Consider the following 24,733-nt stretch of genomic DNA (forward strand, 5'->3'; position numbering starts at 1 on the left):
CGCCCCCGGCCGTACCGGCGCCGCGCCCGGCGGCGCCCGTGACCCTGTCGCCCGCGCTGCTCGCGGCCGCCGCGCGCGGGCCGCAAACCGCCACGCGCGGCCAGCGCCTGGGGCTGGTGCTGGGCGGCGCTGCGGCGCTGGTCGCGGTGCTGTGGCTGTTCTCGCCGATCCTGACGCCCTTCGTGCTGGCGATCTGCATCGCCTATTTCCTGGACCCGCCGGCGACGCGGCTGGCGCGGATGGGCGTGCCGCGGGGCCTCGCGTCGTTCCTGCTGATCTTCGCCCTGTGCGCCCTGGCGCTGCTGGCGGTGCTGCTGCTGTATCCGCTGCTGATCGCCCAGATCGGCACGCTGCTGCAGCGCCTGCCCGCCTATATCGCCCGCATCGGCGCCACCGTGCGCGAGCTGCTGGCCGCCGCCGCGGAGCGCCTGGGGCCGGAGGTGCTGGACGCCCGGCTGCAGGATCTCGCGGTGAACCAGGCTGCCTCCATGCTGGGCGCGCTGGCGAGCGGGGCGACGCAGCTGATCGGCGGCGGCTCCGGCCTGCTGGGGGTGGGCTACGCGCTGTTCGGGGTGTTCACCTTTGCCGTGGTGACCCCCGTGGTGGGCTTCTACCTGCTGCGCGACTGGCCGCGCATCATCCTGCGGGTGGAATCCTGGATGCCCAGGCGCTACGCCGCCACGCTGCGCACGCTGGGGCGCGACACCGACCGCGTGCTCTCGGCCTGGCTGCGCGGGCAGCTGATCTGCTGCGGCATGCTGGCGGTCTACTACGCCGTGGCCTTGCAGTCGGTGGGGCTGGAGCTCGGGCTGCTGGTGGGATTGCTGGCGGGGCTGCTGTCCTTCATTCCCTATGTCGGGTCGCTGACGGGCATGGTGACGGCGCTGCTGCTGGCGGTGGGCCAGTTCGGCGGGTGGCAGGGGGTGGTACTGGTGGCGGGGGTGTTCCTGTTCGGGCAGACGGTGGAAGGCTACGTGATCTATCCCCGGCTGCTGGGCGACCGGGTGGAGCTGCACGCGGTGTGGGTGATCTTCGCGCTGTTCGCGGGCGGGGTCGCCTTCGGCTTCCTGGGCGTGCTGCTGGCGGTGCCCATGGCGGCCACCATCGGCGTGCTGGCGCGCTTCTGGCTGCGCCGCTATCTCGCCAGCCCGCTCTACCTCGACCCGCCGAGAACCGGGCGGTGAGCCCGCGCCAGCTGCCCCTGCCGCTGGCCCTGCCGCCCGAGCGCGGCGCGCCGGTGCTGCCCGACAGTTCCAACGCCGTGGCGCGCACCTGGCTGGCGGCGCCGGATGATTGGCCGGGCGGCCGGCTGGCGCTGTTCGGGCCGGAAGGGGTGGGCAAGTCGCTGCTGCTGCGCCAGGCCGCGGCGCGGCTGGGGTTGCGGGTGCTGGAAGGCTCGGCCCTGCGCGGCGTGCCCGACGGCCTGCCCTCGGCCGTGGACGACGCCGACTGCGCCGCCGAGGAAGAGGCGCTGTTTCACCTCATCAACGCCTGCTCCAGCACCGGCGCCCTGCTGCTGCTGGCCGGGCGCGAGCCGCCGGCGCGCTGGCGGGTGAAGCTGCCCGACCTCGCCTCCCGCCTGCGCGCCATTCACGCGGTGGAGGTGGAGGAGCCGTCCGAGCAGCTGCTGCGCGCCCTGCTGGCGCACCATTTCGCCGAGCGGCAGGTGCGGGTGGACCCGGCCACGCAGGACTGGCTGCTGCTGCGCCTGCCGCGCGAGGCCGCGGCCGTGTCCCTGGCCGCGGCGCGGCTGGACCGCGCGGCGCTGGCCGCCGGCGGTGCCGTGACCCGGGCCCTGGCGCGGCAGGTGCTGGCCGACCTGCCCTTCTTCGGCGCCGAGGAGGATGCCGCGGCGGATGACGTTTCCGTGGCAGACGGCGCGGGCGGGTCGAACCGCCACCCGACCCTGCTGTAGACCGGGATGGCCATGGATAGCATCCCCGCCCCCGAGGTTTCCCCGGCCAGCCCGCCCGGCGGATCGGCCGCCCCCAGCGAGCCCGGCGCCCAGCGGCCACCGGAGGACGCGGCGGCCTCCCCCTGGCGCTTCATCAACCGTGAGTTGAGCTGGCTGGCCTTCAACGAGCGGGTGCTGGAACAGGCCGGCGACACCGCGCACCCGCTGCTGGAACGGCTGCGCTTCATCGCGATTTCCGCCAACAACCTCGACGAGTTCTATTCCGTGCGCGTCGCGGGCCTGGCCGGGCAGGAGCGCGCGGGGGTCGGCGCCATCTCCCCCGACGGCCTGACGCCGCCGCAGCAGCTGGCTGCCGTGCAGGAACGCGCGGGCGCGCTGATTGAGCGGCAGCAGGCCGCCTGGCGCGAGATGCGCGGCATGCTGCGCGGCGCCGGCATCGCCCTGCTGGAACCCGAGGAGCTGGAAGAGGCCGATCGCGCCTGGCTGGACAGCTGGTTCCTGGAGCGCGTCTTTCCCGTGCTCACGCCCCTGGCCGTGGACCCCGCGCATCCCTTTCCGTTCATCGGCAACCTCGCCCTCTGCCTCGTGCTGAAGCTGGTGCGCGAGGAGGATGGCGGCACCATGCGCGCCCTGCTGCCGCTGCCCTCGCAGATCGAGCGCTTCGTGCGGCTGCCCGCCACGGCCGGCGGCATCCGCTTCGTGTCGCTGGAAAACCTGCTGCTGCTGAACCTGCGCCACCTGTTCCCGGGCTTCATCCTGGCCGAGCACGGGCTGTTCCGCATGATCCGCGACACCGACGTGGAGTTCGAGGAAGAGGCCGAGGACCTCGTGCGCTCCTACGAGACGGCGCTGAAGCAGCGCCGCCGCGGCCGCGCCATCCGCCTGTCCGTCACCGCCGACACCCCCGCCGACATGGTCAGCTTCGTGGCCGAGCAGACCCGCGCCGGCCCGTCCGGCGTCTTCTCCGTGGAGGAGCTGCTGGGCCTGTCGGACCTGACGCAGATGATCGTGGACGACCGGCCCGACCTGCTGTTCACGCCCTACACGCCGCGCTTCCCCGAACGCATCCTGGACTTCGCCGGCGACTGCTTCGCGGCCATCAAGGCCAAGGACATCGTGGTGCACCACCCCTACGAGTCCTTCGACGTGGTGGTGCAATTCCTGCGGCAGGCGGTGCGCGACCCCAACGTGGTGGCGATCAAGCAGACGCTGTACCGCACCTCCCGCAACAGCCCGATCGCGCGCGCGCTGATCGAGGCGGCGGAAGCGGGCAAGTCCGTCACCGCCATGGTGGAGCTGAAGGCGCGCTTCGACGAGGAGCGCAACATCGCCCTGGCGCGGGAGCTGGAAGCGGCCGGCGTGCAGGTGGTCTACGGCTTCGTGGACCTGAAGATCCACGCCAAGATCTCCCTGGTGGTGCGGCGCGAGGCCGGGCAGTTGCGCTCCTACGCGCATTTCGGCACGGGCAACTACCACCCCGTCACCGCGCGCATCTACACCGACCTCAGCTTCTTCACCGCCGATCCCGGTTTGACGCGCGACGCGGCGCGGCTGTTCAACTACCTGACCGGCTATGCCCGCCCGGAAATCATGCAGTCCCTGGCCTTCGCCCCCCTGACCCTGCGCCCGACCATGATGGGGCTGATCGAGCAGGAGATCGCCTTTGCCCGCGAAGGCCGCCCGGCCGGCATCTGGCTGAAGATGAACTCCCTGGTGGACGAGCAGCTGATCGACGCGCTGTACCGGGCCAGCGAGGCGGGGGTGAAGGTGGACTGCATCGTGCGCGGCATCTGCTGCCTGCGTCCGGGCGTGCCGGGCCTGTCGTCCAACATCCGGGTGAAGAGCATCGTCGGCCGCTTCCTGGAGCATTCGCGCATCTACTGCTTCGGCAACGGCCACCGCCTGCCGTCCCGCCGGGCGCGGGTGTTCATTTCCTCCGCGGATTGGATGGCGCGGAACATGGACTGGCGCGTTGAAACCATGATCCCGGTGGAGAACCCGACCGTGCACGCGCAGATCCTGGACCAGATCATGGTGGTGAACCTGAAGGACACCGCGCAGTCCTGGCAACTCGGCCCCGATGCGACCTATCGCCGCCTTGATCCCGGGCCGCAGCCGATCTCGGCCCATGCCTGGTTCATGACCAACCCCTCCCTGTCAGGCCGCGGCAGCGCGCTGAAGCAGGTCCACGCCGCCCCGCCGCGCCGCCGGCGCGACCGTGTGGCGCAGGACTGAGCGCGCCCGCTTGCCCCTGGACTCGCCCTTGCCGCCGCCCGCCGCCACCCTGTCGCCCCCGCCGCGCTGCGGGGTGGTCGACCTCGGCTCCAATTCCGTGCGCCTCGTGGTGTTCGAGGGGAGGGGCCGTAATCCGGTCTCGATCCTCAACGAGAAAGCGGTGCTGGGCCTCGGGCGCGGGTTGCAGACCACGGGGCGGCTGAACGAGACCGCGGTGGAACAGGCGCTCACGGTGTTGGAGCGCTACCACGCCCTGGCCACCGCCATGGGGGCGGCACCGATGGAGGTGCTGGCCACCGCCGCCATGCGCGATGCCTCCAACGGTCCCGCCTTCGCCACGGCGCTGCGCAAGCGGCTGCCCGACCTGCCCGTGACCATCCTGAGCGGCGAGGAGGAAGCGCGCCTTTCCGCCGAGGGCGTGCTGCTGGGCTTTCCCGCCGCGGACGGCATCCTGGGCGACCTCGGCGGCGGCTCGCTGGAGGTGGTGGACCTCGCGGGTGGGCGCATCGGCACGCTGGCCAGCCTGCCGCTGGGCGTGATCCGCCTGTGCGAGCGCGCCGGCGGCGACCCGGCCCGGGCGAGGGCCATCGCCGAGGCCGACCTCGCGACCCAACCCTGGCTGGGGCGCGGGCGCGACCGGGACCTGTACCTGGTGGGCGGCGCCTGGCGCGCCATGGCCAAGGTGCACATGGCGCAGACGCGCTACCCGCTCTCCATCGTCCATCACTACGTGCTGCGGCGGGAAGAGGCGCGCGACCTTTGCGCCGTGCTGATCGGCTCCAAGCCCGCGGCGCTGGAAAAGCTGCCCGGCGCGCCGTCCCGGCGGGTGGGCGACCTGCCCTTCGCCGCCGTGGCGCTGCGCCGCTTGCTGCGGGCCACCGGCGCCAGCCGGGTGGTGTTCAGTGCCAACGGGTTGCGGGAAGGCTGGTATGCCCGCCAGCTCGGCAGTGCCACGCGCACCGAGGATCCCACCCTGGCCGCCAGCCGCGACATGGCGCGCCGCTTCGGGCGCGAGCAAGGGATGCCCCCGGCGCTGATCGCCTGGACGGCGCCGCTCTTCGCGGGGGAATCCGCGGCCGACCGCGTGCTGCGCGAGGCGGCCTGCTGGCTGTCCGACGTCGGCAGCCACGACCACCCCGACTACCGCGCGGAGCAGAGCTTCCTGCGCGTGCTGCGCCAGCCTGGCGTCGGGTTGGACCACCATGCCCGCGCCTTTCTCGCCCTGGCTGTGGCCCTGCGCTACGAGGCCGAGCCGGACGATGCGCTGCTGGCGCCGGTGCGGCCGCTGCTGAACCCGGCCGGCACGCGGCGGGCGGAGCTGCTCGGCGCTGCCCTGCGGCTGGCCTACACGCTGTCGGGCGGCACCCCCGAGCTGCTGGAAGCTTCGGCGCTGGAGATCGCCGGCAGCACGCTGCGCCTGCGGATGCAGCCCGGCCGTGGGCTTTTCGCCGGAGAGGGCGCGCGCCGTCGCCTGGACAGCCTGGCCGCAGCCCTGGGACTGCGGGCCGAACTCGACGGCTACCCGCCCCCGGGCTGACGCGGTTCCGCTGCCGGCCGGGGCGTGGCTCCGGTGCCGGGGTGGCTTCGGTTGGTCTGGGTGGCCCAGACCGTGGCCAGGGGCGCTGCCCCTGGACCCCGCCGGGGAGTTTGAACTCCCCGGACCCCACGTTGAGTGCCTCCGGCGGGGGCGGGATGGCCAACGGCAGTCGTTGGGGACAACGTGGGCCATCCCGCCCCCGCCGGAGGCACTCATGAGGTCGAGGAGCCTAAGCTCCTCGCGGGGGCTCCAAGGGGGCAGAGCCCCCTTGGCCACGGCCCGAACACCTTAGGACCAACCGATCCACCGGAAACCGAAGCCCGGCGAAGGCGCCCCGCGGCTACAGGCCGGCGGCGGCGGCCGAGACGGCGGACTGGAAGATCAGCCCGATCAGGTCGCGGGCGATCTGGAAGTACTTGGGATCCAGGGTCGGCAGGGCGAAGAGCTCGTCGCCCGGGCTGGGTCCCACGGTGGGGTTGAGGATGATCTCGCCGCTCGCCTTGCGGATCATCAGGTTGCGCAGGCTGCCGCGGTCGGTGAAGCCGCCGGCCTGGCTGATGTAGTCCTCGACCCGCAGCTCCGGCCGCCACACCACCGCCAGCGGCGTGGACACCTCGCCGGCGATCAGCACGGTCTGGCTGCGGTCGGGGATCACGATGGTGTCGTTGTCTTCCAGCCGCACGTCGGCGCAGCGGCCGTTGCGGTCGGACACCACCAGCCGGCCCTCGGGCTGGATGCGGCGGCCGCGCTGGATATAGGTCGCCACCAGCTGCGCTTCCTGGGCGCGGATTTCCGCCACGCCGGTGGTGGTGGACACGGCGTTGAACAGCGCCCGCTCCAGCCGGTCCAGCGCCTCGTTGATGGCGCGGCGCTGCTGAGCGGCGATGCGCGGCCGCAGCAGGTAGACGGAGCGCGTGTCGGCCAGCACGGGGTCCACGGCCACGTAGTCCAGCAGCTGGCACAGGCCCATGTCGCGGTCGGCCACCAGCACGGAGGGGCCGATGCGGCTGCCCTGGATGTTGACCCGCACGGTGGGCGCCGGGGCGTCGGTGATGAAGCTGACCACGTCCTGGTCCAGCAGCGCCACGTTGCGCAGCTGCACGGTGGTGACGTAGCGCGAATAGGGCTGGCCGTTGCGGGTGCCGCGGATCACCGCATTGGTGGCGGCGGGCAGGGGGCCGGCGAGCTGGATCAGCTCGTCGCCGCTCATGGCGCGGCCGGGCACCTCGAAGAGGTAGTTGTTGCGCACCGAGCCGTCCACGCCCACCAGCGCGCCCTGCCGGGCGACGATGATGGTGTCGCCTTCCTGCAGCAGCATGTTGGGCAGGGTGCCGCGCAGCAGGAAGGCGTACAGGTCAACCTTCATCACCGGCCGGCCACCCCGCATCACGGTGATGTCGCGGAAGGAGCCGCGGGCGGGGTCCACGCCGCCGCCGCGCAGCAGGTAGTCCAGCACGCTTTCCGCCGCCGAGCCGCTGTAGCGGCCGGGCGCGCGCACGAAGCCGGTGACGAAGACGCCGATGCGGTTGGTGTTCAGCAGCACGGCGTAGACCTGCACCTGCTGCGTGTAGATGCGGCGCACCTCGTTCTCGACGATGCGCTGCAGGTCGCCGGCCCGCGCGCCCGCGACCCGGATCGGGCCGATGGAGGGCAGGAACAGGTTGCCGTCGGGGTCGACCTGGCCGACCACCTCGGCCTCCACGGCGCCCCAGACGCGCACGCTGACGCGGTCGCCGGGGCCGAGTCGGTAATTGGCGTTGGGCGCGTCGGTGGAGCTGGGCGCGGCGCGGTTGAACAGCGCGGCGCCGAACACAGCGCGGGCCGGGCCGGGGAAGCGGTCCGGCTCACCCAGGGGGCCGGCCACGATCGGGCCGCCCTCGGCCTCGGTGGTGGTGCCGGGGCGGACCAGGGGAATGTTGTTGGGCAGCAGCCCCGCCGCGGTGGCGGGGTCGTAGCCCCCGGTCACCGGGTTGGGCGTGTAGCCCTGCGGATAGGGCGGCAGCTGCGAGGTGCCGCTGCTGTTGGGCGACAGCAGCCCGGGCGTGGCGGAGGGCACGGGCTGCGGCAGCTGGTCCTGGAACTGCGAGTTCTGTCCGAACTGCGAGCTCGATTGGAACTGCTGCTGTTGCTGCTGCGGGAACTGCTGCGTGGTTTGCGCCCGGACGAGCGTGGAGGCGCCCGCCGTGACCAGCAGGGCGGCCGCCATGATCAGCGCACGCATGGGATACCCTTTCCCCAACAACTCACCCGTGACCAGCCATCCCCCCCGGGACGGTCAGGCGGCGTGTTCCCGCACCCCGGCGAGCACCAGCCAGAGCACACCGTAGACCACGCAGAGCACCACGAACAGGCTGCCGAGGATGAAGCCTACGCGCGGATACTCGGCCGATTCGGCAACGTTGGGCTGCACGATCCGGGTGATGAACAGCTGCTGCCGCTGCGCATCCACCCGCGCCATTTCCTGCGAGGCGGTGGCGGAGGCGAGCTGCTTGTCGGCGAACTCGCGCTCCAGCATCAGGCGCTCGTAGCCGGCCAGCTGCTGCGGCAGGGCCTGCTGACCCGCTGCGCCGCCGGTGATGCGGGCGCGCTCGGTCCGCGCCTGCTGTTCCAGCGCGTTGACACGGTTCTGCACGGTGCGCAGCGCCGGGTTGTCGGGGCGCAGATAGGCGGATTTCTCCGTCAGCTCGGCCCGCGCTTCCAGCAGCGCGCCTTCCAGCCGGGCCACGGTGGCCAGGCTGGCCGCGGCCTCGCTGGTCGGGTCCACCGCGCGCTCGCGCACGCGGAAGTCGGTGAGCGACTCGCGCGAGGCGATGACGCGCTGCTCGGCGCGCTCCACTTCCTGGCGCGCCACGTTCAGGGCGCTTTCGCGGGCGCGCTCGCCCATGCTGTTCACCAACTGCTCGGACTGCGTCAGCAGCGCCTCGGACAGGGTGTGGGCATCCTCGGGGCGGAAGGCGCGCACGCGCAGCGTCAGCACGCCCGAGCCGGCGTCGTGGTTGATGTCCACCATGCGGCGGAAATACTTCAGCAGCTTCTCGGTGGAGGGATTCTCGTCCCACAGGCGGGCCACGATGTCGGCTTCCGGCCGGCGCCAGATCTCCACCGGGTTCACGCTGCCCTGGATGCCCCGCAGCGCGTCGCGCGACTCCAGGAAGTCCCGCACCGCCATGGCGTCTTCCTGGCTGGGCTTGAAGCCGGCCGCCCCCAGCATGTCGCCCAGCGCCCCGCCATTGCCGCTGGGCGCGGCGCCGGAGCGGGTGCGGATCAGGAAGCGCGACTCGCTCTCGTACTGCGGCGCGGCCACGCCGATCAGGTAGGCGGCGGCGATCGCCGTCGGTAGCGCGACCACCAGCAGGAAGCCGCGGTGGCGGTGCAGGAAGCGCTTGATCTTGGACGGCGGACGCGGAAGGGGCCGGGCCAGGCTTGCGCCATCGAGGCTGCCCGCCGCGTCAAAGGGACTGATAGGCGGCGATAGCTTCATCGACATCCTCGTGGATAACCAGCCGGCCCCCGTGCAACACGGCGGCGGTGCGGCAGTACATTTTCACATGGGCTTCGCTGTGGGTGACCATCAGCAGCGAGGCCCGCGAAAGGCGTTCTTCCAGCGCGATGCGCGAGCGCTCCGCGAAGCGGGCGTCGCCGGCGGACACGGCCTCGTCCACAAGGTAGCATTCGAAGTCCACGGCGAAGGAGAGGCCCAGCAACAGGCGGCTCATCATGCCGGCGGAATAGGTCCGGACCTGCTCGTAGAAATACGGGCCGAGTTCGGCGAAGTCCTGCACCGAGTCCAGCACCTGCTGGATCGGCAGGTTGTAGATGCGGGCGATGAAGCGGGCATTGTCGGCGCCGGTCAGACTGGCCTGCACCCCGAAGCCCGCCGCCAGCGGCCAGGACACGCTCATGCCACGGTGCACGCGGCCGACGCTGGGGGATTCGACGCCGGCCAGGATGCGCAGCAGCGTGGACTTGCCCGCGCCGTTGCGGCCGAGGATGCCGATCGCGTCGCCGCGCCGCACCGTCATGTTGACGCCCTGCAGCACCTGCCGCACCCCGGCGCGGGTGTGGAAGCTCTTCCAAACATTGTCGACGACGATCATGCGGCGGCCTCCCTCAGAACATGCTGAGGTTGCGGCGCACGCGGCGCAGCGCCGCCATGCCCAGCAGGTTCGTCACCAGGATCCACTCGATGATGTAGGACACGTCGTAGTAGGACACGAGGCGGGAGCCGAACTGGCCCTCGCGGATCATCTCGTGGATGTTGACCAGCGGGATCCACAGCAGCGCCTCGCGCACTTCCGGCGGGAACCAGGCCAGGGCGTAGAAGGCGCCGGACAGCGGCATCATCAGGTAGGTGAAGGGGTGCACCAGTCGGTCGAAGCCTTCCCACACCGTGCCGGCCGCCGCCAGCATCAGCGACAGGCCGTGCGACAGCAGGATCATGCAGATCATGCCGAACATGATCAGCGACACGTTTTCCGGCGCCTGGCCCGCGATCACGGAGGTGAAGGCGAGCAGGATCAGGATCACGCCCGTTACCGCCGCGCTTTCCAGCAGGTTGCGCGCGATCATGATGTCCAGCAGCGTCACGTGGCGGTGGAACAGCAGCGTGAGGTTGGCGTGGATCGCGGTGGGCGCGCGGTTGAAGATGGCGCGGAACACGAAGAAGGGCACGTAGCCGATGATGCTGAACATGAAGGGGTCGAGACCCCCTGGCATCGAGTGCCCTGACGCGTAGTGGATCGCGGCCACGGCCGTGCCCAGCACCAGCGGTTCCAGGAACAGCCAGAGAAAGCCGATATTGTGCCGGCCGAAGCGCGTTTGCAGCTCGCGCATGATCAGCGCGCCGATCACCGAGCCCTGGATGCGGGCGCTCTCGGACAAGCTCGTGCGCTGCGGGAAGCTGGTGCTCACGGCGGTTCAGGACCGCCCGATGTTGCCGCCCCGCAGCAGGGGGCGGGCGGGTGCCCAGCCGACGGCGGGGTCCTGGCAGTACAGCGCGTTGCGCCCTTCCGACGTGCCGCCGACCAGCAGCTCGCGGCATTCGCGGCCGGAGGCGGCGTTGTAGCTGCGCACCAGCTGCACGACCGCCGTGCGGCCGCTGTCCGATAGCACCACGCTTTCCTGCTGCCCGGGCTGGGCGCGGGCGGCAAAGGCGCCCAGGGCGTCGCCGGGGCGGGCCACCGCCGTCACCGGCACCGTGCCGGCGGGCAGGGTCGCGGGGGAAATCACCGGTGCCACGGAGGCATTGCTCCGCAGGCCATCCCAGGGCATCACCACGTTCTGGCTGCCGCAGGCCGAGAGCGCCAGCAGCAACAGAGCGGGGGTGACACGCCGCAGTCCCTGGACCCGGAAAGTGCTGGCGCATGAGTTCATGGGATCATTCTAGCCGATCTTCGCGCCCGCAGCAAAAAGATTGCACGGTACGCCCGGTGGGGACGATCACGATTGGGTCTGCGCTTCTTGCAGGCTGTCCACATCTTCCCGCCTTCTGGCCGGAAGCCCGCGTGGCTCCCCCGGTTCCGACTCGACCGGCCGTCGCAACTGCCGCGGGCGGTGCCGATCCCCCAAGGCTGCTGTTGCCGGAGGGGCAGGCGGTGCCGCAGGGCTGGTCCGGGCCGGTGCAGCCGATAAGCTTCCGCCCCCTGGAACCCTCGGCCTTTGCCGGCCGCGCCGCGCCGCCCGTACTGTTCGCCCCCGGCGCCCCGCCGCCCGGCGCGGAGGACCGCCGGGACGCGGCCGCCTTCCTGGTGTCGCACCGCCTGGGCGGGCCGCCCGGCCTGCCCGACCCCGGCGCCGCTGCGCTCGGCCTGCCGCCGCAGCGCGCGGTGCTGGCCCTGTCGGCCGTCGCGGCGGCCGCGGCGGTGGCGGAAGGGCAGCGGGTGCTGTTGTGGCGCGATCCCTGGTCGGACCGGGCGCCGGATCCCGTGCCGGGCGCCCGGCTCGTGGCCGAGCGGGTTTCGCCCTGGACGCTGCTCGACGCCGCTTCCGAGGTGCGCGGTGCGGGACGGGCGATGGCGCTGCTGGCGCGGCTCGCCGGCCTGCCCTGCGCCGACGCGCCGGAAGCGAGCCTCGCCGAAGCCCGCTGCGCCGACCCGTTCCGCCACCGCCCCTGGTCGCTGGGGGAAGCGCTGGAACTGCTGGTGCACTGGCGCGCGCAGGCGGCGGAGAACGCCCGGATCACCGTGTGCCTGGGGGTGGCGCGCTGGAAGCGGGCACATGTTTCGGCGCTGCTGGGCCACGACGCCGGCGGACCGCGCTTCGCCCGCAGCGCGCCGGCCGCCCTGGCCGCGGCACGGCAGGCCGGCGGGGCGGTGGCCGTCTGGTCCTCGCGCGAGCGGCCGGGCTTGCGCGGGCAGGGGGTGCCGGTGCTGGCGCTGGAGGACGGGTTCCTGCGCTCGCGCGGGATCGGGGCGCGCTTCCTGCCGGGGGCCTCCTACTGCCTGGACGCAAAGGCCGCCTATTACGACCCGCGCTCGCCTTCCGCCCTGGAAGATTTACTGCGGGACGGCGTGTCCGACTCCGACACCCTGCGACGCGCCGCGGCGCTGCGCGCCGCCATCGTGGAGCGCGGCATCGGCAAATACCACCTGTCCGGCGAAGCGCCCGCGCTGTCCGCCCCCCCGGGCCGCCGCGTGGTCCTGGTGCCCGGGCAGGTGGAGGACGACGCGTCCGTGATCCTGGGCGGCGGAGCCATCCGCTCCAACCTCGCCCTGCTGCGCGCCGTGCGGGCGGCCGAGCCGGAGGCCTTCCTGGTGTACAAGCCGCACCCCGACCTGGAAGCCGGGTTCCGCCGCGGCCGCATCGCCGCGCAGGACCTGATGGCGGTGGCGGACCAGGTGGTGACCGGCGCCTCCCTGTCCGCCCTGTTCCCCGTCGTGGACGCGCTGCACACCCTGACCTCCCTGTCGGGCTTCGAGGCGCTGCTGCGCGGCCTACCCGTGACCACCTGGGGCCGGCCCTTCTATGCCGGCTGGGGCCTAACCACCGACCGCGCCCCCGAGGGCTTCCCCCCCGGCCGACGCAACCTGCCGCGCAGCCTGGACGCGCTGGTGGCGGCCACGCTGATCCTCTACCCCCGCTACCTCGACCCCGTGACGCTGCTGCCCTGCACCCCCGAGCTGATCCTGGAGCGCCTGGACGATCCGGACGCCTGGCGCCTCTCGCCCCTGACCCTGCATCGCGGCCTGGAAGGCCAGCTGCGCCGCTGGTGGTCCCGCCTGGCCGGCTGGCGCTGATCCCTGCAACAGCTGCGGTTCTGGGCTACAGCCGGTGGGGGTTGTGCCTGTCGGTGAGGTTGTTCTGGGGTGTTCAGGCCTTGGCCAGGGGCGCTGCCCCTGGACCCCAGGGCAAAGGCTCTGCCTTTGCCCGAGCCGGGGAGTTACGAACTCCCCGGACCCCACGTTGAGTGCCTCCGGCGGGGGCGGGACGGCCGACGGCAGCCATGATGGACAACGCTGTCCAGCCCGCCCCCGCCGGAGGCACTCATGAGGTCGAGGAGCCTAAGCTCCTCGCGGGGGCTCCAAGGGGGCAGAGCCCCCTTGGCCAGGCCAGAACACCCCAGATCGACCGGCCCACAAGGACCACTCCACCTGCCGAGGACCAGAACCGCAGCTGCCGCAGGCATTAGCGCCAACCTGGAGCAGGCGCCGCCGCTCAAGCGACGTCGGGCGGTTCCGGCAGGGGGACGTTGAGCAACCCGTTGTGCAGGCGGTGGATGGCGGCGCGCACGGCCGCGTCCAGGCCGGGGCGGGCGTAGTAGACGCCGCGGATGTGCAGGCAATGGGCGATGCCGCGCAGGAAGGCTTCGCGCAGCACGGGGTCGGGGGGCCGGCCGCCGGTCCAGAAACTGTCCAGCGGGCCGGCATGGGTCAGGCCGGGAACCTTGTAGATGGCCTCGCCCATGGCATGGGTCGGCAACCCGTCCACGATGGCGCGCATGCCCACCGTGCTGTTCACGGTGACCACGCCCTGCACGCTTTCCACGATGTCGCCGAGGTTGCCGCCGCCGAGGTAGTGCACCCGGTCCACGGCGCCATACCGCTCGGCGATGCGCCGCACCCGCCGGCGCCAGGCTTTCAGCCCGGGGTCGAGGGGGTGGACCTTCATCAGCAGCTTGGCATCCGCCGGGGCATGCGCCGCGAAGGAGGCGATGGTTTCGCCGATCGGCGTGTCCATGTCGGGGAAGTGGGAATAGGCGCGCAGGGAAAAGTCGGTTTCCATCTGCATGGCGAACAGGAACAGCGGCCCGGTGCCCTGCAGGTCGCGCAGGATGGCGTCGGCCCGGCGGTTCTCGCGGTTGCGCATCAGCAGCCGCACGGCGGTGCCGGCATAGACCGGGATCGGCCCGTGCAGCTGGTGGCTGCGGTAGTGCGGAAAGGGCCAGGGCGACATGGTGGCGATGTGGTAGGCCACGTCCCAGAAGGCCTGGGCACCGAAATTGTCGCGGTGGCGCACGGCCAGGTCGGGCGGCGGCAGGTCGCGGGCCAGGTCCAGGATCGCCTGCGGGTCGCGCGGGAAGCGGCTCTCGCCGTTCATCCCTTCCTGTTCCAGCACGATCCAGTCGGGGCGGATATAGCCGAAATCCGTGGCCACCACCTGCGCCCCGCGGGCGCGGGCGGCGGCAATGGCGACCTTGTGCGGCGGCCGCTGCTCGCCCAGCAGCACCAGGTCGGTGGCGTCGCGCTCTTCCAGGAAGCGCTCGATCCAGTGCGGCCAGTCTTCGCGCCGGCCGCGATAGTCCACCGTGCCCTCGCCCCACCACAGCAGCCGGTCGCCCAGGTTCAGGTTCACCCGCACCACCTCGTGGCCGAGCGCCCGCAGCCCCGCACCCACCTCCCGGAAGAAGGGGCTGATCGGGCCTTGCAGGAAGACGAAGCTTTTCTTGGACGGGGCGGTCACGGGGCGGGGGCAGGCATCCACGGCAGGGCCGCGCGCCAGACCCGCCACCGCCCCGATTCCGGCGCGGGCAGGCGGGCCATGGTGGCGAGCATCGGTGCGTTGTCCTCCAGGATCCAGGAGACTTCCAGCCGTCCCCACCCCCGGCGCTCGGCGATGCCGATGGCCTCGCTGAGCAAGGACCCCACGGCCATGGCGGAAATGGGGCTGCCGCGATACGCGCGGCGCACCCCCAGCAGCGGCATCCGGGCCGAGCCCACCCGGCCCAGCAGCGCCCCGGCCATGGCGGCCCAGCCGAAGGGCAGGAGATGGCCGCCCAGCCGGGAGGACACCTCCTCGATGTTGGGCACCACCGAGCACAGGCCTACCGCCTCGCCCCGCCATTCCGCGAAGAGCACCTGCCCGCTGGCCAGCAGGGGGGTGAGCAGCTTGCGCATCACCCCGGCCTCGGCGGCGCTGACGGGCTGGGCGGCCCAGTTCTCCGCCCAGGCGTCGTTGTAAAGGTCGCGCAGCAGCGACACCTCGGCGCCGAGGCGCAGGCGGTCCAGGCGGCGCACCCGCAATTCGTGCCGCCCCGGCCAGCGCGCGAGCACGGGGGCGAAGCGAGCGCGGTGCCGCTCGCGCGCGATGTCGAGCGTGCAGGCCAGCACGTCCCGTTCCCGCGCCAGCCCGGAGCCGTCCAGCAGTTCGCCCAGCCAGGGCGGGTTGCGCGGCATGCGCAGCATCGGCCCCTCGCTGAAGCCCGCCACCCGCACCCCGGCCTCGTGGTTGACCGAAAAGGAGAGCGGGCCGCGCAGGTCGCTCGCCCCCCGTTCGGCGAGCCAGTGCGACGCGGTTCGCAGCAGCGCGTGCAGCACGGAAGGGTCGCGCTCGCAGGCCAGGAAGCCGAAATTGCCCACCCCGCCGGTGGAGCCGTCGCGTGGCAGGGCGGCGCAGATCCGCCCCACCGCCTGTCCGTCCCGCAGCGCCAGGAAGCGGGCCAGGTGCCATTCCGCCAGCGCGCCGTTGAAGCCGGGGTCGAAGACGCGGCGCGATTCGAACAGCAGCGGTACGGTCCAGCCCGCTGCCTCGCCGCCCAGCGCCGCCGGCAGGTTCAGCCAGGTTTCCGCGGCCGCGGCATCGCGGACCTCGGCCACCGCGACGGTCACGCGCGGCCTGCCCGGACGGTGCGGTCCGCAGGAACGGGCGGGCCCGCGCGCAGCACTGGGTTCAGCCGGAAATCTCCAGCGGCGACAGGCTGGCCACGCCCTCGGCCAGCGCGTCCACCGCGCGGTCCAGCTCGGCCTCCGTGTGCTCGGCGCACACGAAGAAGCGCAGCCGCGCCGCCTGCTCGGGCACGGCGGGAAACACGATGGGCTGCACGTTGACGCCGCGCGCGAACATCGCCGCCGAGAGACGGGTGGCGCGCACGGAGGAGCCGGTGATCACGGGAACGATGGAGTAGCCCTCGGAGGCGCCGGTGTCGAAGCCGCGCGCGCGCAGCCGGTCGCGGAAGCTGCGGGCGTTGCGGCGCAGCTGCGCCACGCGCCAGGGCTCGGCCCGCATCACCGCCAGGGATTCGATCGCCGCCGCGGCCAGGGTGGGCGGCAGGCCGACGGAATACACGAAGCCCGGGGCGGTGTGGCGCAGCCACTCGATCAGGTCGCGCTTGGCGGCGATGAAGCCGCCGCAGGCCGAGAGCGTCTTGCTCAGCGTGCCCATCCAGATGTCCACGCCGTCGGGATCGACGCCCTGTTCCTCGAAGATGCCGCGCCCGGTTTCGCCCAGCACGCCCAGGGAATGCGCCTCATCCACCATGAGCCAGGCGTCGTGCCGGCGCGCCATCTCCACGAAGCGCGCGAGGTCCGGCACGTCGCCGTCCATGGAATAGTGGCCCTCGATCACCAGCAGCGCCCGCCCGGCATTGCGTCGCGCCGCGGCCAGCTCGCGCTCCGCGGCGCGCCAGTCATTGTGGGCGAAGGGGATGCGGCGGGCGCCGGACAGGCGTGCGCCTTCGGTGCAGGAATTGTGGATGGCCGCGTCGTGCACGATCACGTCGCGCGCGCCCATCAGATGGCCGATCACCGTGACGTTGGTGGCATGGCCCGACACCATGCAGAGCGCGGCCTCGGCGTTGTAGTTGGCGGCCAGGGCGGTTTCCAGCTCGGCATGGATCGGCCGCTCGCCGGACACGAGCCGGCTGGCCGAGGCGGACACGCCGTAGCGGTCGATGGCGCCCTTGGCCGCCGCCACCACGCGCGGGTCGCCGTTCAGCCCGAGGTAGTTGTAGGAGGAGAAGTTGAGGTAGCGCTCGTTGCCGATGGTGGTGTTGCCGCCGGCAACGCCCGCATGCGACTTGAAGAACGGGTTCTCCAGGTCGAGCTCCTCGACCGCCGTCTGCATCAGCGCGAAGTCGCGCATCCCCGGCAGGTCGGCGAAGGAGCGCGCGCCGACCCGCTGCGCCGCGGCGGGGCCGGTGTCCTGCCGGGCCCGGCGCTTGGCCAGGCGTTGCAGCAGTGCCAGCCGCGCCCCGGCGGAAAGACCGAACCCTTCCGTCAAGCCGAAGGCTCCCGCACGGGCTGCGCGGCTTCGCGCGTCGGTTCGAAATGTTCCAGCAGCGCCGCCACCTGAGTTTCCTCGGATTTGCCGCCTTGCAGCGTTTCGATCACCCGCGTGGCCAGCCCGCCGATGGTCAGGTCTTCCGTCACCGCGGCCAGCGGGACGCTCAGGCCGAGGCGCTGTTCCAGCGCCCCGCGCAGTTCCAGCCCGCCCAGGCTGTCCAGCCCCAGCCGCGCCACGGGGGCATCGGCGGACAGGCTCTCGGCCGGCAGGCGCAGGATGCGGCCCAGTTCCTCGGCGGCCACGCGCACCAGCAGGGCGCGGGCTTCGGCCACGGGCAGGGCGGAGAGGTGGGCGCGCATGTCCTCCACCTCGCCCTCGGCACCGCCGGCCTCGCGAACCGCGGCGAAGGCGGGCTCGCGCAGCACCGGCAGGGCGCTGCCCAGGCGACGCCAGCCCAGCCGTGCCAGGTGCACGACGGGGGAGCCGGAGGCGAGCAGCGCGGGCAGGGCGTCCAGCGCTTCGCGCGCCGTCATGGTGTCGGCGCCCAGGCGCCGGGCCAGGGTGGCGGCGGTGCCGAGGTCGCGCGCCAGCACGCCGGCATCGCCGATCGGGCCCCAGCCCACGGCCAGCGCCGGTAGGCCGCGCGCCCGGCGCGCCCGCGCCAGGGCTTCCAGCGCGGCATTGGCGGCGACGTAGTTGCCCTGGCCGGGATTGCCCAGCGGCGTGGTGGCCGAGGAGAAGAGCAGGAACAGCCCCGGCGCGTCGGCGCGGGTGAGCCGGTCCAGGTTCTCCGCCGCCGTCAGCTTGGGGCCGAGCACCCGGGCGAAGCGCGCCGTGTCCAGCGTGCCCACCGCGCCGTCGTCGAACACCGCGGCGGCGTGCACCACCCCGGCGATCGGGCGCGTTCCGGGGCGCGGCTCCGCGCCGTCCTCCGCGGCCGTGCCGCCCTCGGCGCGCAGTTCCGCCAGCAGCGCGGCCAGCGCCGCCGGATCGGTCGCGTCCACCGCATGGGCGGTGGCGCGGGCGCCCAGCGCGCCGAGCGCCCGCAGCGCCGCCTCGATCCCGGCGGTGGCGCCGCCGCGGCGCGACACCAGGGCCAGCCGGGTCGCCCCGTGCGCGGCCAGCCACTTGGCGCATTCCAGACCGAAGCCGGCCGTGCCGCCGGTGACCAGGATCGTGCCCTCGGGCGGCGTCCAGGCGGGGGCGGCCACCGCGGCGCCGCGCGGCGGGCGGATCACGATCTTGCCGATATGGCCGCTGTTCTGGAGGGTGCGGAAAGCTTCCTCCACCTCCTCGGCGCGGCGCAGGATGCGCGGCAGCGGCAGCAGCTCGCCGGTGGACAGGCGGGCGCGGATGCCCTCGATCAGGCGCGCCGCCTCGGCCGGGCGGGCGGCGGGCAGCTGGTCCACGTCCACGCCGAAATAGGACACGTTCTTGCGGAAGGGTCGCACGGCGATGCGGCGGTCCTCGGCATAGTCGCGCTTGCCCAGCTCGATAAAGCGGCCCCAGGGGCGCAGCAGGGCGAGGCTCTGCTCCATTGCCTCGCCGGCCAGGCTGTTGAGCACCACGTCCACCCCTTCGGGCCATTCGCGGCGCAGCGCGTCGGCAAAGCCGGGGTCGCGGCTGTCCAGCACCAGCTCGGCGCCGGCGGCGCGCAGGAAGGCGCGCTTGGCTTCCGTGCCGGCGGTGGCGGCGACGCGGGCGCCGGCGGCGCGGGCCACCTGCAGCGACGCTAGTCCCACCGCGCCGGCGCCGCCATGCACCAGCACCCGCTCGCCGGGGGCGATGCGGGCGCAGCTGTCCAGCGCGTAGGCCGCGGTCAGGAAGGCCACCGGCACGGTGGCGGCGGCGGCGAAGTCCATCCCGTCCGGGATCGGGCAGACGGCCTCGGCGCGGGTCACGGCATGGCTGGCCAGGGCGCGCGGCGCGAAGCCCATCACCCGCGCGCCGGGGCGCAGCGCCACGCCTGGGCCGGCGGTCTCGACGACGCCGGCGAACTCCATCCCCAAACCGGGGCCGGCGAAGCCGTCCTGCAGGGTTTCCTCGGGCAGCAGGCCCTGGGCCCACATCAGGTCGCGGAAGTTCAGACCGGCGGCCTCGATGCGCACGGACACCTCGCCCGGCGCGGGGGCGGGCAGGCGCGGCAGCGGCTCCCAGACGAGGGTGCCGAGCTGGCCGGGCTGGCGCACCGCCAGCCGGGCCGGGGCGGTGGGCGCCGCCGGTTCCGCGGCGCCGGGGCGCAGGCGCGGCACCCGGCGGGCCGACTGGAACAGCAGCACCTCCGGCTCCGTGCCGGGCGAGAGCAGTTCCGGCAGCAGCCGCGCCGCGGCCACGGCGGGGGACAGGGCCGCGTCCACCAGGATGCGGCGCGGCGACAGGTCCGGCAGCTCGTTGCACAGGGTGCGGCACAGGGCGCGCACCGCCTCGGCCGGCGGGTGGCCGCCACCGCCCTGCGCCACCACGGTGAAGCGTGCGGCAGCACCCTGGGCGGCCTCGGCCAGCCGGGCGATCGAGGCCAGGGTGGTGGGCAGCGCCTCGGTTGCGGGATTGGCGAGCGCCAGCACGACTGCCCCCTGCAGCCGGCGCGGCGGCAGGGCGGCGGCATCCTCCAGACGGCCGCCGCCGAGCGACGCCTTGCCCGCCGGCAGGATCTCCAGCAGGGCATCGCGCAGGGCGGTGGCGCCGGTGTCGGCGAAGATCAGGATCGGCGGCGCGTCGGCTTCCCGGGGAGCGGCCTCCGCGGGCGGCACCGCGGCCGGGGCGCGGCGGGCGCAGACCAGCAGCGCCGGCCAGGGCGCGGCGCGCAGGCTTTCCACCTCGGCATGCTGCCAGGGGCTGGCGGTTTCAGGTGCTGCCAGCGCTTCGCGCCATTCCGCCATGCCGGGCAGCGGGCGGCCCTTCCACCATTCCGGGTCCAGCCCCAGGCCGAGATCCAGCACGCGGCCCGGCGCGGGCTCGGCCAGCAGCAGCGCGCCACCTTCCGGCATGGCGGCGGCGAGGCGGGGCAGCAGCGCGACCCCCGCGGGCGCAGCGCCGGGCCGGTGGCGCAGCGCGGCGCCGACGCCGACCACCAGGTCGGCCACGACCGGCAAGGGCGCGTCCGAGGCGGGGTCCCAGTTCACCGCCGAAACCTCCACCGCGCCGCGCGCAGGCGGCAGGGCGCGGTTCTCGCCGGCCACGATGTGCAGCACCCGGCGGCCGGAAGCGGCCAGCACCACGGCCAGCCGCCGCGTCAGCGGGGCACCGCCGAGATCCAGCACGCGCAGCGGCCGGTCCGCCGGCCAGGCAGCGGCCAGCGTGCCGGCGGCGGCGGCGAGCACCTCGGCCAAACGGTCGTTGCCCGCGCCTTCTTCCGGCATCGGCAGGGTGCTGCCCTGGCCGGCCAGGGCATCGGGCAGCCGTTCCGCCGCCAGGGCCAGCCAGGCGAGGTCGTGCGCCATGGCGGGCTGTTCGGCCAGCACCTCGCGCCAGATGTTTTCCGGCGGCGGCAGGTCGTCGGGGGGCAGCAGCACCCAGTCCTCGGCGCGGCCAGCCTTCCCATCGGTAGCCGCCGCGGCATTCCGGCTCTTCGCCACACCGTCCCGGGCATTGGCCGCCGCGCCGTGGCTGGCTTCCGCGCCGGCCGTCGTGGCCTTGGCGACGGGGGCGGCCGTCCGCGGATCCGCCGTCCGGCCATCGGCCACGGTGGCGCGGCGCTCGGCCAGGCCATCCTCTTCCAGCGCCCGCAGCAGGCTGTCCGCCAGGGGCGAGTCCCGCCGCGCGGCCGCGGGCTGGCTGCCCAGGGCGCGGTGGCTCGCCACCCCGACCCAGCCTTCCAGCAGCAGCGCCGCTTCCGACAGGTCCAACGCCTCGTCGGCACGGCGAGCCGCGTCCAGGGCGGTGGAGAGGGCGGGCTCCGGCGCGGGCAGGGCGGGATCGGCTTCGGGCAGGTCTTCCAGCCGGAAGGGGGTCGGCGCGGCGTCCTCGGCGCGGCCCAGGCGCACCCGCTGCAGCGTGGCGCCTTCCGCCCGCGCCACGGCGCTGCCGCTGGCATCGCGCAGCACCAGGGCGGCGGCGGCCGAGCGTTCGCCGGCGCGCAGCAGTGTCAGCTCGGCGGTGGCAGCAGGGGCGGCGTCGCGGCGCCACACCAGGCGCTCGAAGCGCACGGGCACCAGGGCTTCGCCGGTGGCGGCGGCCTCGGCCACCTGCGGCGCCAACAGCCCGATCAGCGCCTGCAACGCCCCGTCCAGCCGCACGGGATGCAGCAGGAAGCCGGCATCGCCGGGGGCCTCGGGCGGCAGCACCAGTTCGGCCCGGGCGTGCCGGGCACCGGCGGAAACGTCGCGCAGCGGCTGGAAGGCGGGGCCGTATTGCAGGCCGAAGCGGGCGGCCAGGGCGGTGACCTCCGCGCCCGTCACCCGTCGCAGGGTGCCCGGCGCGTCCGGCAGCGGTCCGGCGGGCTCGGCCGGCAGGGCGGACAAGGTGGCTTCGCCCAGGCGGCCGCGGGCGTGCAGGGTCCAGCCCTCCTCCACCAGGCGGCGGCGGCTTTCCACCGTGAAGATCAGCTCGTCGGACAGGCGGCAGCGCAACTGGCGGGTTTCCGCCTCGCTCAGGGGCAAGGGGCGCAGGATCTGAAAGGTGGAGACTTCCAGCGCCGCGGCCTCGGGGAAGCGCCGGGACGCGGCGGCCAGGGCCATTTCCAGCATGGCCGCGGCGGGCAGCACAGCCTCGCCGCCCAGCTGGTGGTCGGCCAGCCAGGGCTCCAGCAGCGTGTCGATGTCGCGCGTCCATTGCCGCGCCTCGCCGTCGCGCCGGTGGCCGAGCAGCGGGTGGTCGCGATGCGGGTCGTGCAGCCGCGCGCTCTCATGCGTGCTGCCGAACCAGTGGCGCTCGCGCGCGAAGGGGGTGGGGGGCAGGCGGCGCTCCGCCGCGCCCGCAAAGGCCGGGCCGGTGCGCGGGTCGGCGCCCGCGGCGGTGGCGCGGTCGGCAACGGCGGCGATCGGGTCGCCATTGGGAAAGCTGTCCGGCCGGTCGCGGCGGGACAGGGAAAAGGACACCCCGGCCTGCACACCGCCTTTGCCCGTGCCCTGGGCCGCGCGGGCGTTCTCGCGCAGGTAGGATTGCAGCACCGGGTTGGGGCCGATCTCCAGGAACAGCTTGGCGCCTTCGCGCAGCGCGGCGGTCACGCCCTCGTCGAAGCGCACGGGGGCGCGCAGGTTGCGCCACCAGTAGTTGGCGTCGGCGGCCTCGCCGGGCAGCAGGGCACCGGTCACGGTGGAGATGAAGGGCCGCTCTGCCGGCCGCGGCGCCAAGCCTTCCAGTGCCCGGATCAGCTGGTCGCGCACCGGGTCCATCGCCGCGGAATGAAAGGCGTAGTCGAGGTCCAGCGGGATGCAGTTCACCCGCTGCGCCTTGCTCTGCGCCGCCAGCCGGGCGATCGCCTCCGCCGGGCCGGCCACGGTGACCGCACGCGGGGCGTTGCGCGCCGCGATCTCCAGCCCCGGGCCGCAGGCGGCCAGCAGCGGTGCCGCGTCCTCGGCGGAGGTGTTCAGCGCCGCCATCCGGCCGCGTCCGCGGGTGGCGTGCTGGGCGGCGGACCGCGCCACCACCAGCCTGGCCGCCCCCGCCATGTCCAGGATGCCGGCGGCCAGCGCGGCCGCGGCCTCGCCGACGGAATGGCCGAGCACGAGGTCGGGCACCAGCCCTTCCGCCGCCAGCGCCCGCAACAGGCCGGCCTGCACGGCAAACAGCAGCGGCTGGGCGACATCGGTGCCGGCCAGCGCCGCTTCCTCGACCCCGTCCGTCAGGCGTTCCAGCGCCGACCAGCCCAGCAGCGGCGCCAGGGCGGCGTCGGCTTCGGCGACGCCGGCGCGGAAGGCGGCGCTGCCGGCCAGCGCGTCGCGCGCCATGCCCGGGAACTGCGCGCCATTGCCGGAAAACACGAAGGCCAGGCCGGGCGAAGCGACCGTGCTGGCCACCCCTTCGGTCACGGCGGCGGGGCGGCGCCCTTCGCTCCAATCGGCCAGCGCCGCGGCCAGCGCCGCGCCACCCGCGCCGCGCACGGCCAGGCGGTGCGGCAGCAGGTCACGGTGCCGCGCCACGCCGCGCAGCAGGGCGGGAATGGCGGGGGCGGGCGCGCCCTCCAGCCGCTCCCGCCAGCGGGCGGCGAGCAGCTTCAGCGCCGCGGCCGAGCGGGCGGACAGCAGCAGCGGCGGCAGGGCCGCCTTCTCCGCCGCGGCGGTGCGAGCCGGACGCGCGCGCGGGGCCGCCTCGGCGAGGTCCTGCCCGGGGGCGCCGGCCACCAGCACCGTGGCGTTGGTGCCGCCGAAGCCGAAGGAGTTCACCCCCACCACCGGCGCGCCGCGGCCCACGGCCGGCAGCGGTTCCGGCGCGACCGGCACGCGCAGGTTCAGCGCGGCGAAGCCGATATTCGGGTTGGGCGTGTCGAAATGCAGGTTGGGCGGCACCGTGCCGTGCTGCAGCACCAGCATCGCCTTGAGCAGCCCGGCCATGCCGGAAGCCGGCTCGGTGTGGCCGATATTGCCCTTCACCGAGCCGATCGGCAGCGCCGTGCGCGGCCGCCGGCCGGCGGCGCCGGCCACGGCGCGGCTGATCGCCCAGGTCTCGATGGGGTCCCCCGCCGGGGTGCCGGTGCCGTGCGCCTCGAAATAGGCGATGCGGCTGGGCGACACGCGGGCGCGGTCCAGCACGCGGCGGATCAGTGCCGCCTGCGCCTCGCCGCTGGGCAAGGACAGGCCGATGGTGCGGCCGGCACTGTTGACGCCGCTGCCCAGCACCACCGCCCGCACCGTGTCGCCGTCCGCGAGGGCCTTGGACAGCGGCTTGAGCAGCACGGTGCCCGCGCCTTCCGCCCGCACGTAGCCGTCGGCAGCGGCGGAAAAGACGCGGCAGCGCCCGGTGGGCGACAGCATGGAGGCCTTGGAAAAGCCGCCGAAGGCATAGGGCGAGAGCAGCAGCTGCACCCCGCCCACCACGGCCGCCTCCACCTCGCCGCGGTGCAGCGACTGCACGGCGTGGTGCAGCGCCACCAGCGAGGAGGAGCAGGCGGTGTCGACCGTCTGCGCCGGGCCGCGCAGGTCGAACACGTTGGTCAGCCGGTTGGCCAGGATGGAGAGCGTGTTGCCCGTCATGAAGTAACGGTCGGCGCCCGCCGGGTCGGACAGCCGCAGCTCGGCATAATCGGTGGAGGAACCCCCCACCCAGACGCCGATTTCCCGCCCTGCGAGGTCGGAAGGCCGCCAGCCGGCATCCTCGATCGCCTCGGCAGTGACTTCCAGCAGCAGGCGCTGCTGCGGGTCGGCCTCGGCGGCCTCGCGCGGCGACAGGCCGAAGGCGCTGGGGTCGAAGCCCGACACGTCGCCCAGATGGCCGGCGGCAAAGGTGTAGGTCCGCCCCGGCTCGCCCTTGCGGGGATGGAGGAACACATCGTGCGAGAAGCGCGAGGCCGGCAGGGTGGACACCGCGTCGCGGCCGCTCAGCAGCAGGTCCCAGTAGCTGTCCAGGTCGGGCGCGCCGGGAAAGCGGCAGGCGGCCCCGACAATGGCGATCGGCTCCGAACCGGGGAGGATTTTCCTCCGACCGGCGGTCTCGTTTCTGGCCCGGAGCATGAT

At 73.8% G+C, this 24,733-nt stretch carries 14 protein-coding genes; 5 read left to right on the top strand and 9 right to left on the bottom strand.

Annotation, left to right across the window (positions count from 1 at the left end):
* Positions 1 to 38 precede the first annotated feature (38 nt).
* Genes ACLIBK_RS13890 through ACLIBK_RS13905 form a run of 4 tightly spaced genes read left to right on the top strand, consistent with a single transcriptional unit; the run spans position 39 to position 5,687 of the window.
* The gene (locus ACLIBK_RS13890; protein WP_415387864.1) at positions 39 to 1,184 is read left to right on the top strand and encodes an AI-2E family transporter; all 1,146 of its coding nucleotides are present in this window, start codon (positions 39 to 41) and stop codon (positions 1,182 to 1,184) included.
* Positions 1,181 to 1,915: a chromosomal replication initiator DnaA gene (locus ACLIBK_RS13895; protein WP_415387865.1), complete on the top strand. Its 735-nt coding sequence runs from the start codon at positions 1,181 to 1,183 to the stop codon at positions 1,913 to 1,915. Before ACLIBK_RS13890 ends, ACLIBK_RS13895 begins: the two co-directional genes overlap by 4 nt.
* Before the next feature lie 12 nt (positions 1,916 to 1,927).
* Entirely contained in the window at positions 1,928 to 4,150 is a 2,223-nt protein-coding gene (locus tag ACLIBK_RS13900) for an RNA degradosome polyphosphate kinase (RefSeq protein WP_415387866.1), read from the top strand.
* A 16-nt stretch (positions 4,151 to 4,166) separates the two neighbouring features.
* Positions 4,167 to 5,687, top strand: a complete 1,521-nt coding sequence (locus ACLIBK_RS13905; protein ID WP_415387896.1) for a Ppx/GppA family phosphatase — start codon at positions 4,167 to 4,169, stop codon at positions 5,685 to 5,687.
* A gap of 340 nt (positions 5,688 to 6,027) precedes the next feature.
* Here the strand turns inward: ACLIBK_RS13905 and ACLIBK_RS13910 are convergent, their stop codons facing one another.
* The 5 genes from ACLIBK_RS13910 to ACLIBK_RS13930 are packed head-to-tail and all read right to left on the bottom strand — an operon-like array spanning position 6,028 to position 11,060.
* Entirely contained in the window at positions 6,028 to 7,908 is a 1,881-nt protein-coding gene (locus ACLIBK_RS13910; protein ID WP_415387867.1) for a polysaccharide biosynthesis/export family protein, read from the bottom strand.
* 54 nt (positions 7,909 to 7,962) lie between these two features.
* Complete coding sequence (locus ACLIBK_RS13915) at positions 7,963 to 9,168, bottom strand: capsule biosynthesis protein (protein WP_415387868.1); 1,206 nt, start codon at positions 9,166 to 9,168, stop codon at positions 7,963 to 7,965.
* Positions 9,137 to 9,784: an ABC transporter ATP-binding protein gene (locus tag ACLIBK_RS13920; RefSeq protein WP_415387869.1), complete on the bottom strand. Its 648-nt coding sequence runs from the start codon at positions 9,782 to 9,784 to the stop codon at positions 9,137 to 9,139. The genes ACLIBK_RS13915 and ACLIBK_RS13920 overlap by 32 nt, the downstream gene beginning before the upstream one ends.
* Before the next feature lie 13 nt (positions 9,785 to 9,797).
* A complete protein-coding gene (locus ACLIBK_RS13925; RefSeq protein ID WP_415387870.1) occupies positions 9,798 to 10,598 on the bottom strand; it encodes an ABC transporter permease in 801 nt (266 codons plus the stop codon).
* Positions 10,599 to 10,604: 6 nt separating this feature from the next.
* Complete coding sequence (locus tag ACLIBK_RS13930) at positions 10,605 to 11,060, bottom strand: DVU3141 family protein (protein WP_415387871.1); 456 nt, start codon at positions 11,058 to 11,060, stop codon at positions 10,605 to 10,607.
* A 221-nt stretch (positions 11,061 to 11,281) separates the two neighbouring features.
* Between ACLIBK_RS13930 and ACLIBK_RS13935 the strand changes: the two genes are divergently transcribed.
* Entirely contained in the window at positions 11,282 to 12,922 is a 1,641-nt protein-coding gene (locus tag ACLIBK_RS13935) for a capsular biosynthesis protein (protein ID WP_415387872.1), read from the top strand.
* A 418-nt stretch (positions 12,923 to 13,340) separates the two neighbouring features.
* Here ACLIBK_RS13935 and ACLIBK_RS13940 read toward each other — a convergent pair whose 3' ends face one another.
* The 4 genes from ACLIBK_RS13940 to ACLIBK_RS13955 all read right to left on the bottom strand — a co-directional run bounded on the left by ACLIBK_RS13940 (position 13,341) and on the right by ACLIBK_RS13955 (position 24,730).
* Complete coding sequence (locus ACLIBK_RS13940; RefSeq protein ID WP_415387873.1) at positions 13,341 to 14,585, bottom strand: capsule biosynthesis protein; 1,245 nt, start codon at positions 14,583 to 14,585, stop codon at positions 13,341 to 13,343.
* Positions 14,582 to 15,730, bottom strand: coding sequence for a hypothetical protein (locus ACLIBK_RS13945; RefSeq protein WP_415387874.1), 1,149 nt, complete (start codon positions 15,728 to 15,730; stop codon positions 14,582 to 14,584). Before ACLIBK_RS13945 ends, ACLIBK_RS13940 begins: the two co-directional genes overlap by 4 nt.
* Positions 15,731 to 15,791: 61 nt before the next feature.
* Positions 15,792 to 17,120: an aminotransferase class I/II-fold pyridoxal phosphate-dependent enzyme gene (locus ACLIBK_RS13950; RefSeq protein ID WP_415387875.1), complete on the bottom strand. Its 1,329-nt coding sequence runs from the start codon at positions 17,118 to 17,120 to the stop codon at positions 15,792 to 15,794.
* Entirely contained in the window at positions 17,117 to 24,730 is a 7,614-nt protein-coding gene (locus ACLIBK_RS13955; protein ID WP_415387876.1) for an SDR family NAD(P)-dependent oxidoreductase, read from the bottom strand. Before ACLIBK_RS13955 ends, ACLIBK_RS13950 begins: the two co-directional genes overlap by 4 nt.
* Positions 24,731 to 24,733: the final 3 nt, after the last annotated feature.

The organism is Roseomonas sp. BN140053 (genome assembly GCF_047690175.1).
GTDB lineage: Bacteria > Pseudomonadota > Alphaproteobacteria > Acetobacterales > Acetobacteraceae > Roseomonas.

Bases quoted from the DNA above. Each gene is read 5' to 3' on its own strand.
- ACLIBK_RS13900 (WP_415387866.1), top strand. From the start codon at position 1,928: ATGGATAGCATCCCCGCCCCCGAGGTTTCCCCGGCCAGCCCGCCCGGC.
- ACLIBK_RS13910 (WP_415387867.1), bottom strand. From the start codon at position 7,908: ATGCGTGCGCTGATCATGGCGGCCGCCCTGCTGGTCACGGCGGGCGCC.
- ACLIBK_RS13915 (WP_415387868.1), bottom strand. From the start codon at position 9,168: ATGAAGCTATCGCCGCCTATCAGTCCCTTTGACGCGGCGGGCAGCCTC.
- ACLIBK_RS13920 (WP_415387869.1), bottom strand. From the start codon at position 9,784: ATGATCGTCGTCGACAATGTTTGGAAGAGCTTCCACACCCGCGCCGGG.
- ACLIBK_RS13930 (WP_415387871.1), bottom strand. From the start codon at position 11,060: ATGAACTCATGCGCCAGCACTTTCCGGGTCCAGGGACTGCGGCGTGTC.
- ACLIBK_RS13955 (WP_415387876.1), bottom strand. From the start codon at position 24,730: ATGCTCCGGGCCAGAAACGAGACCGCCGGTCGGAGGAAAATCCTCCCC.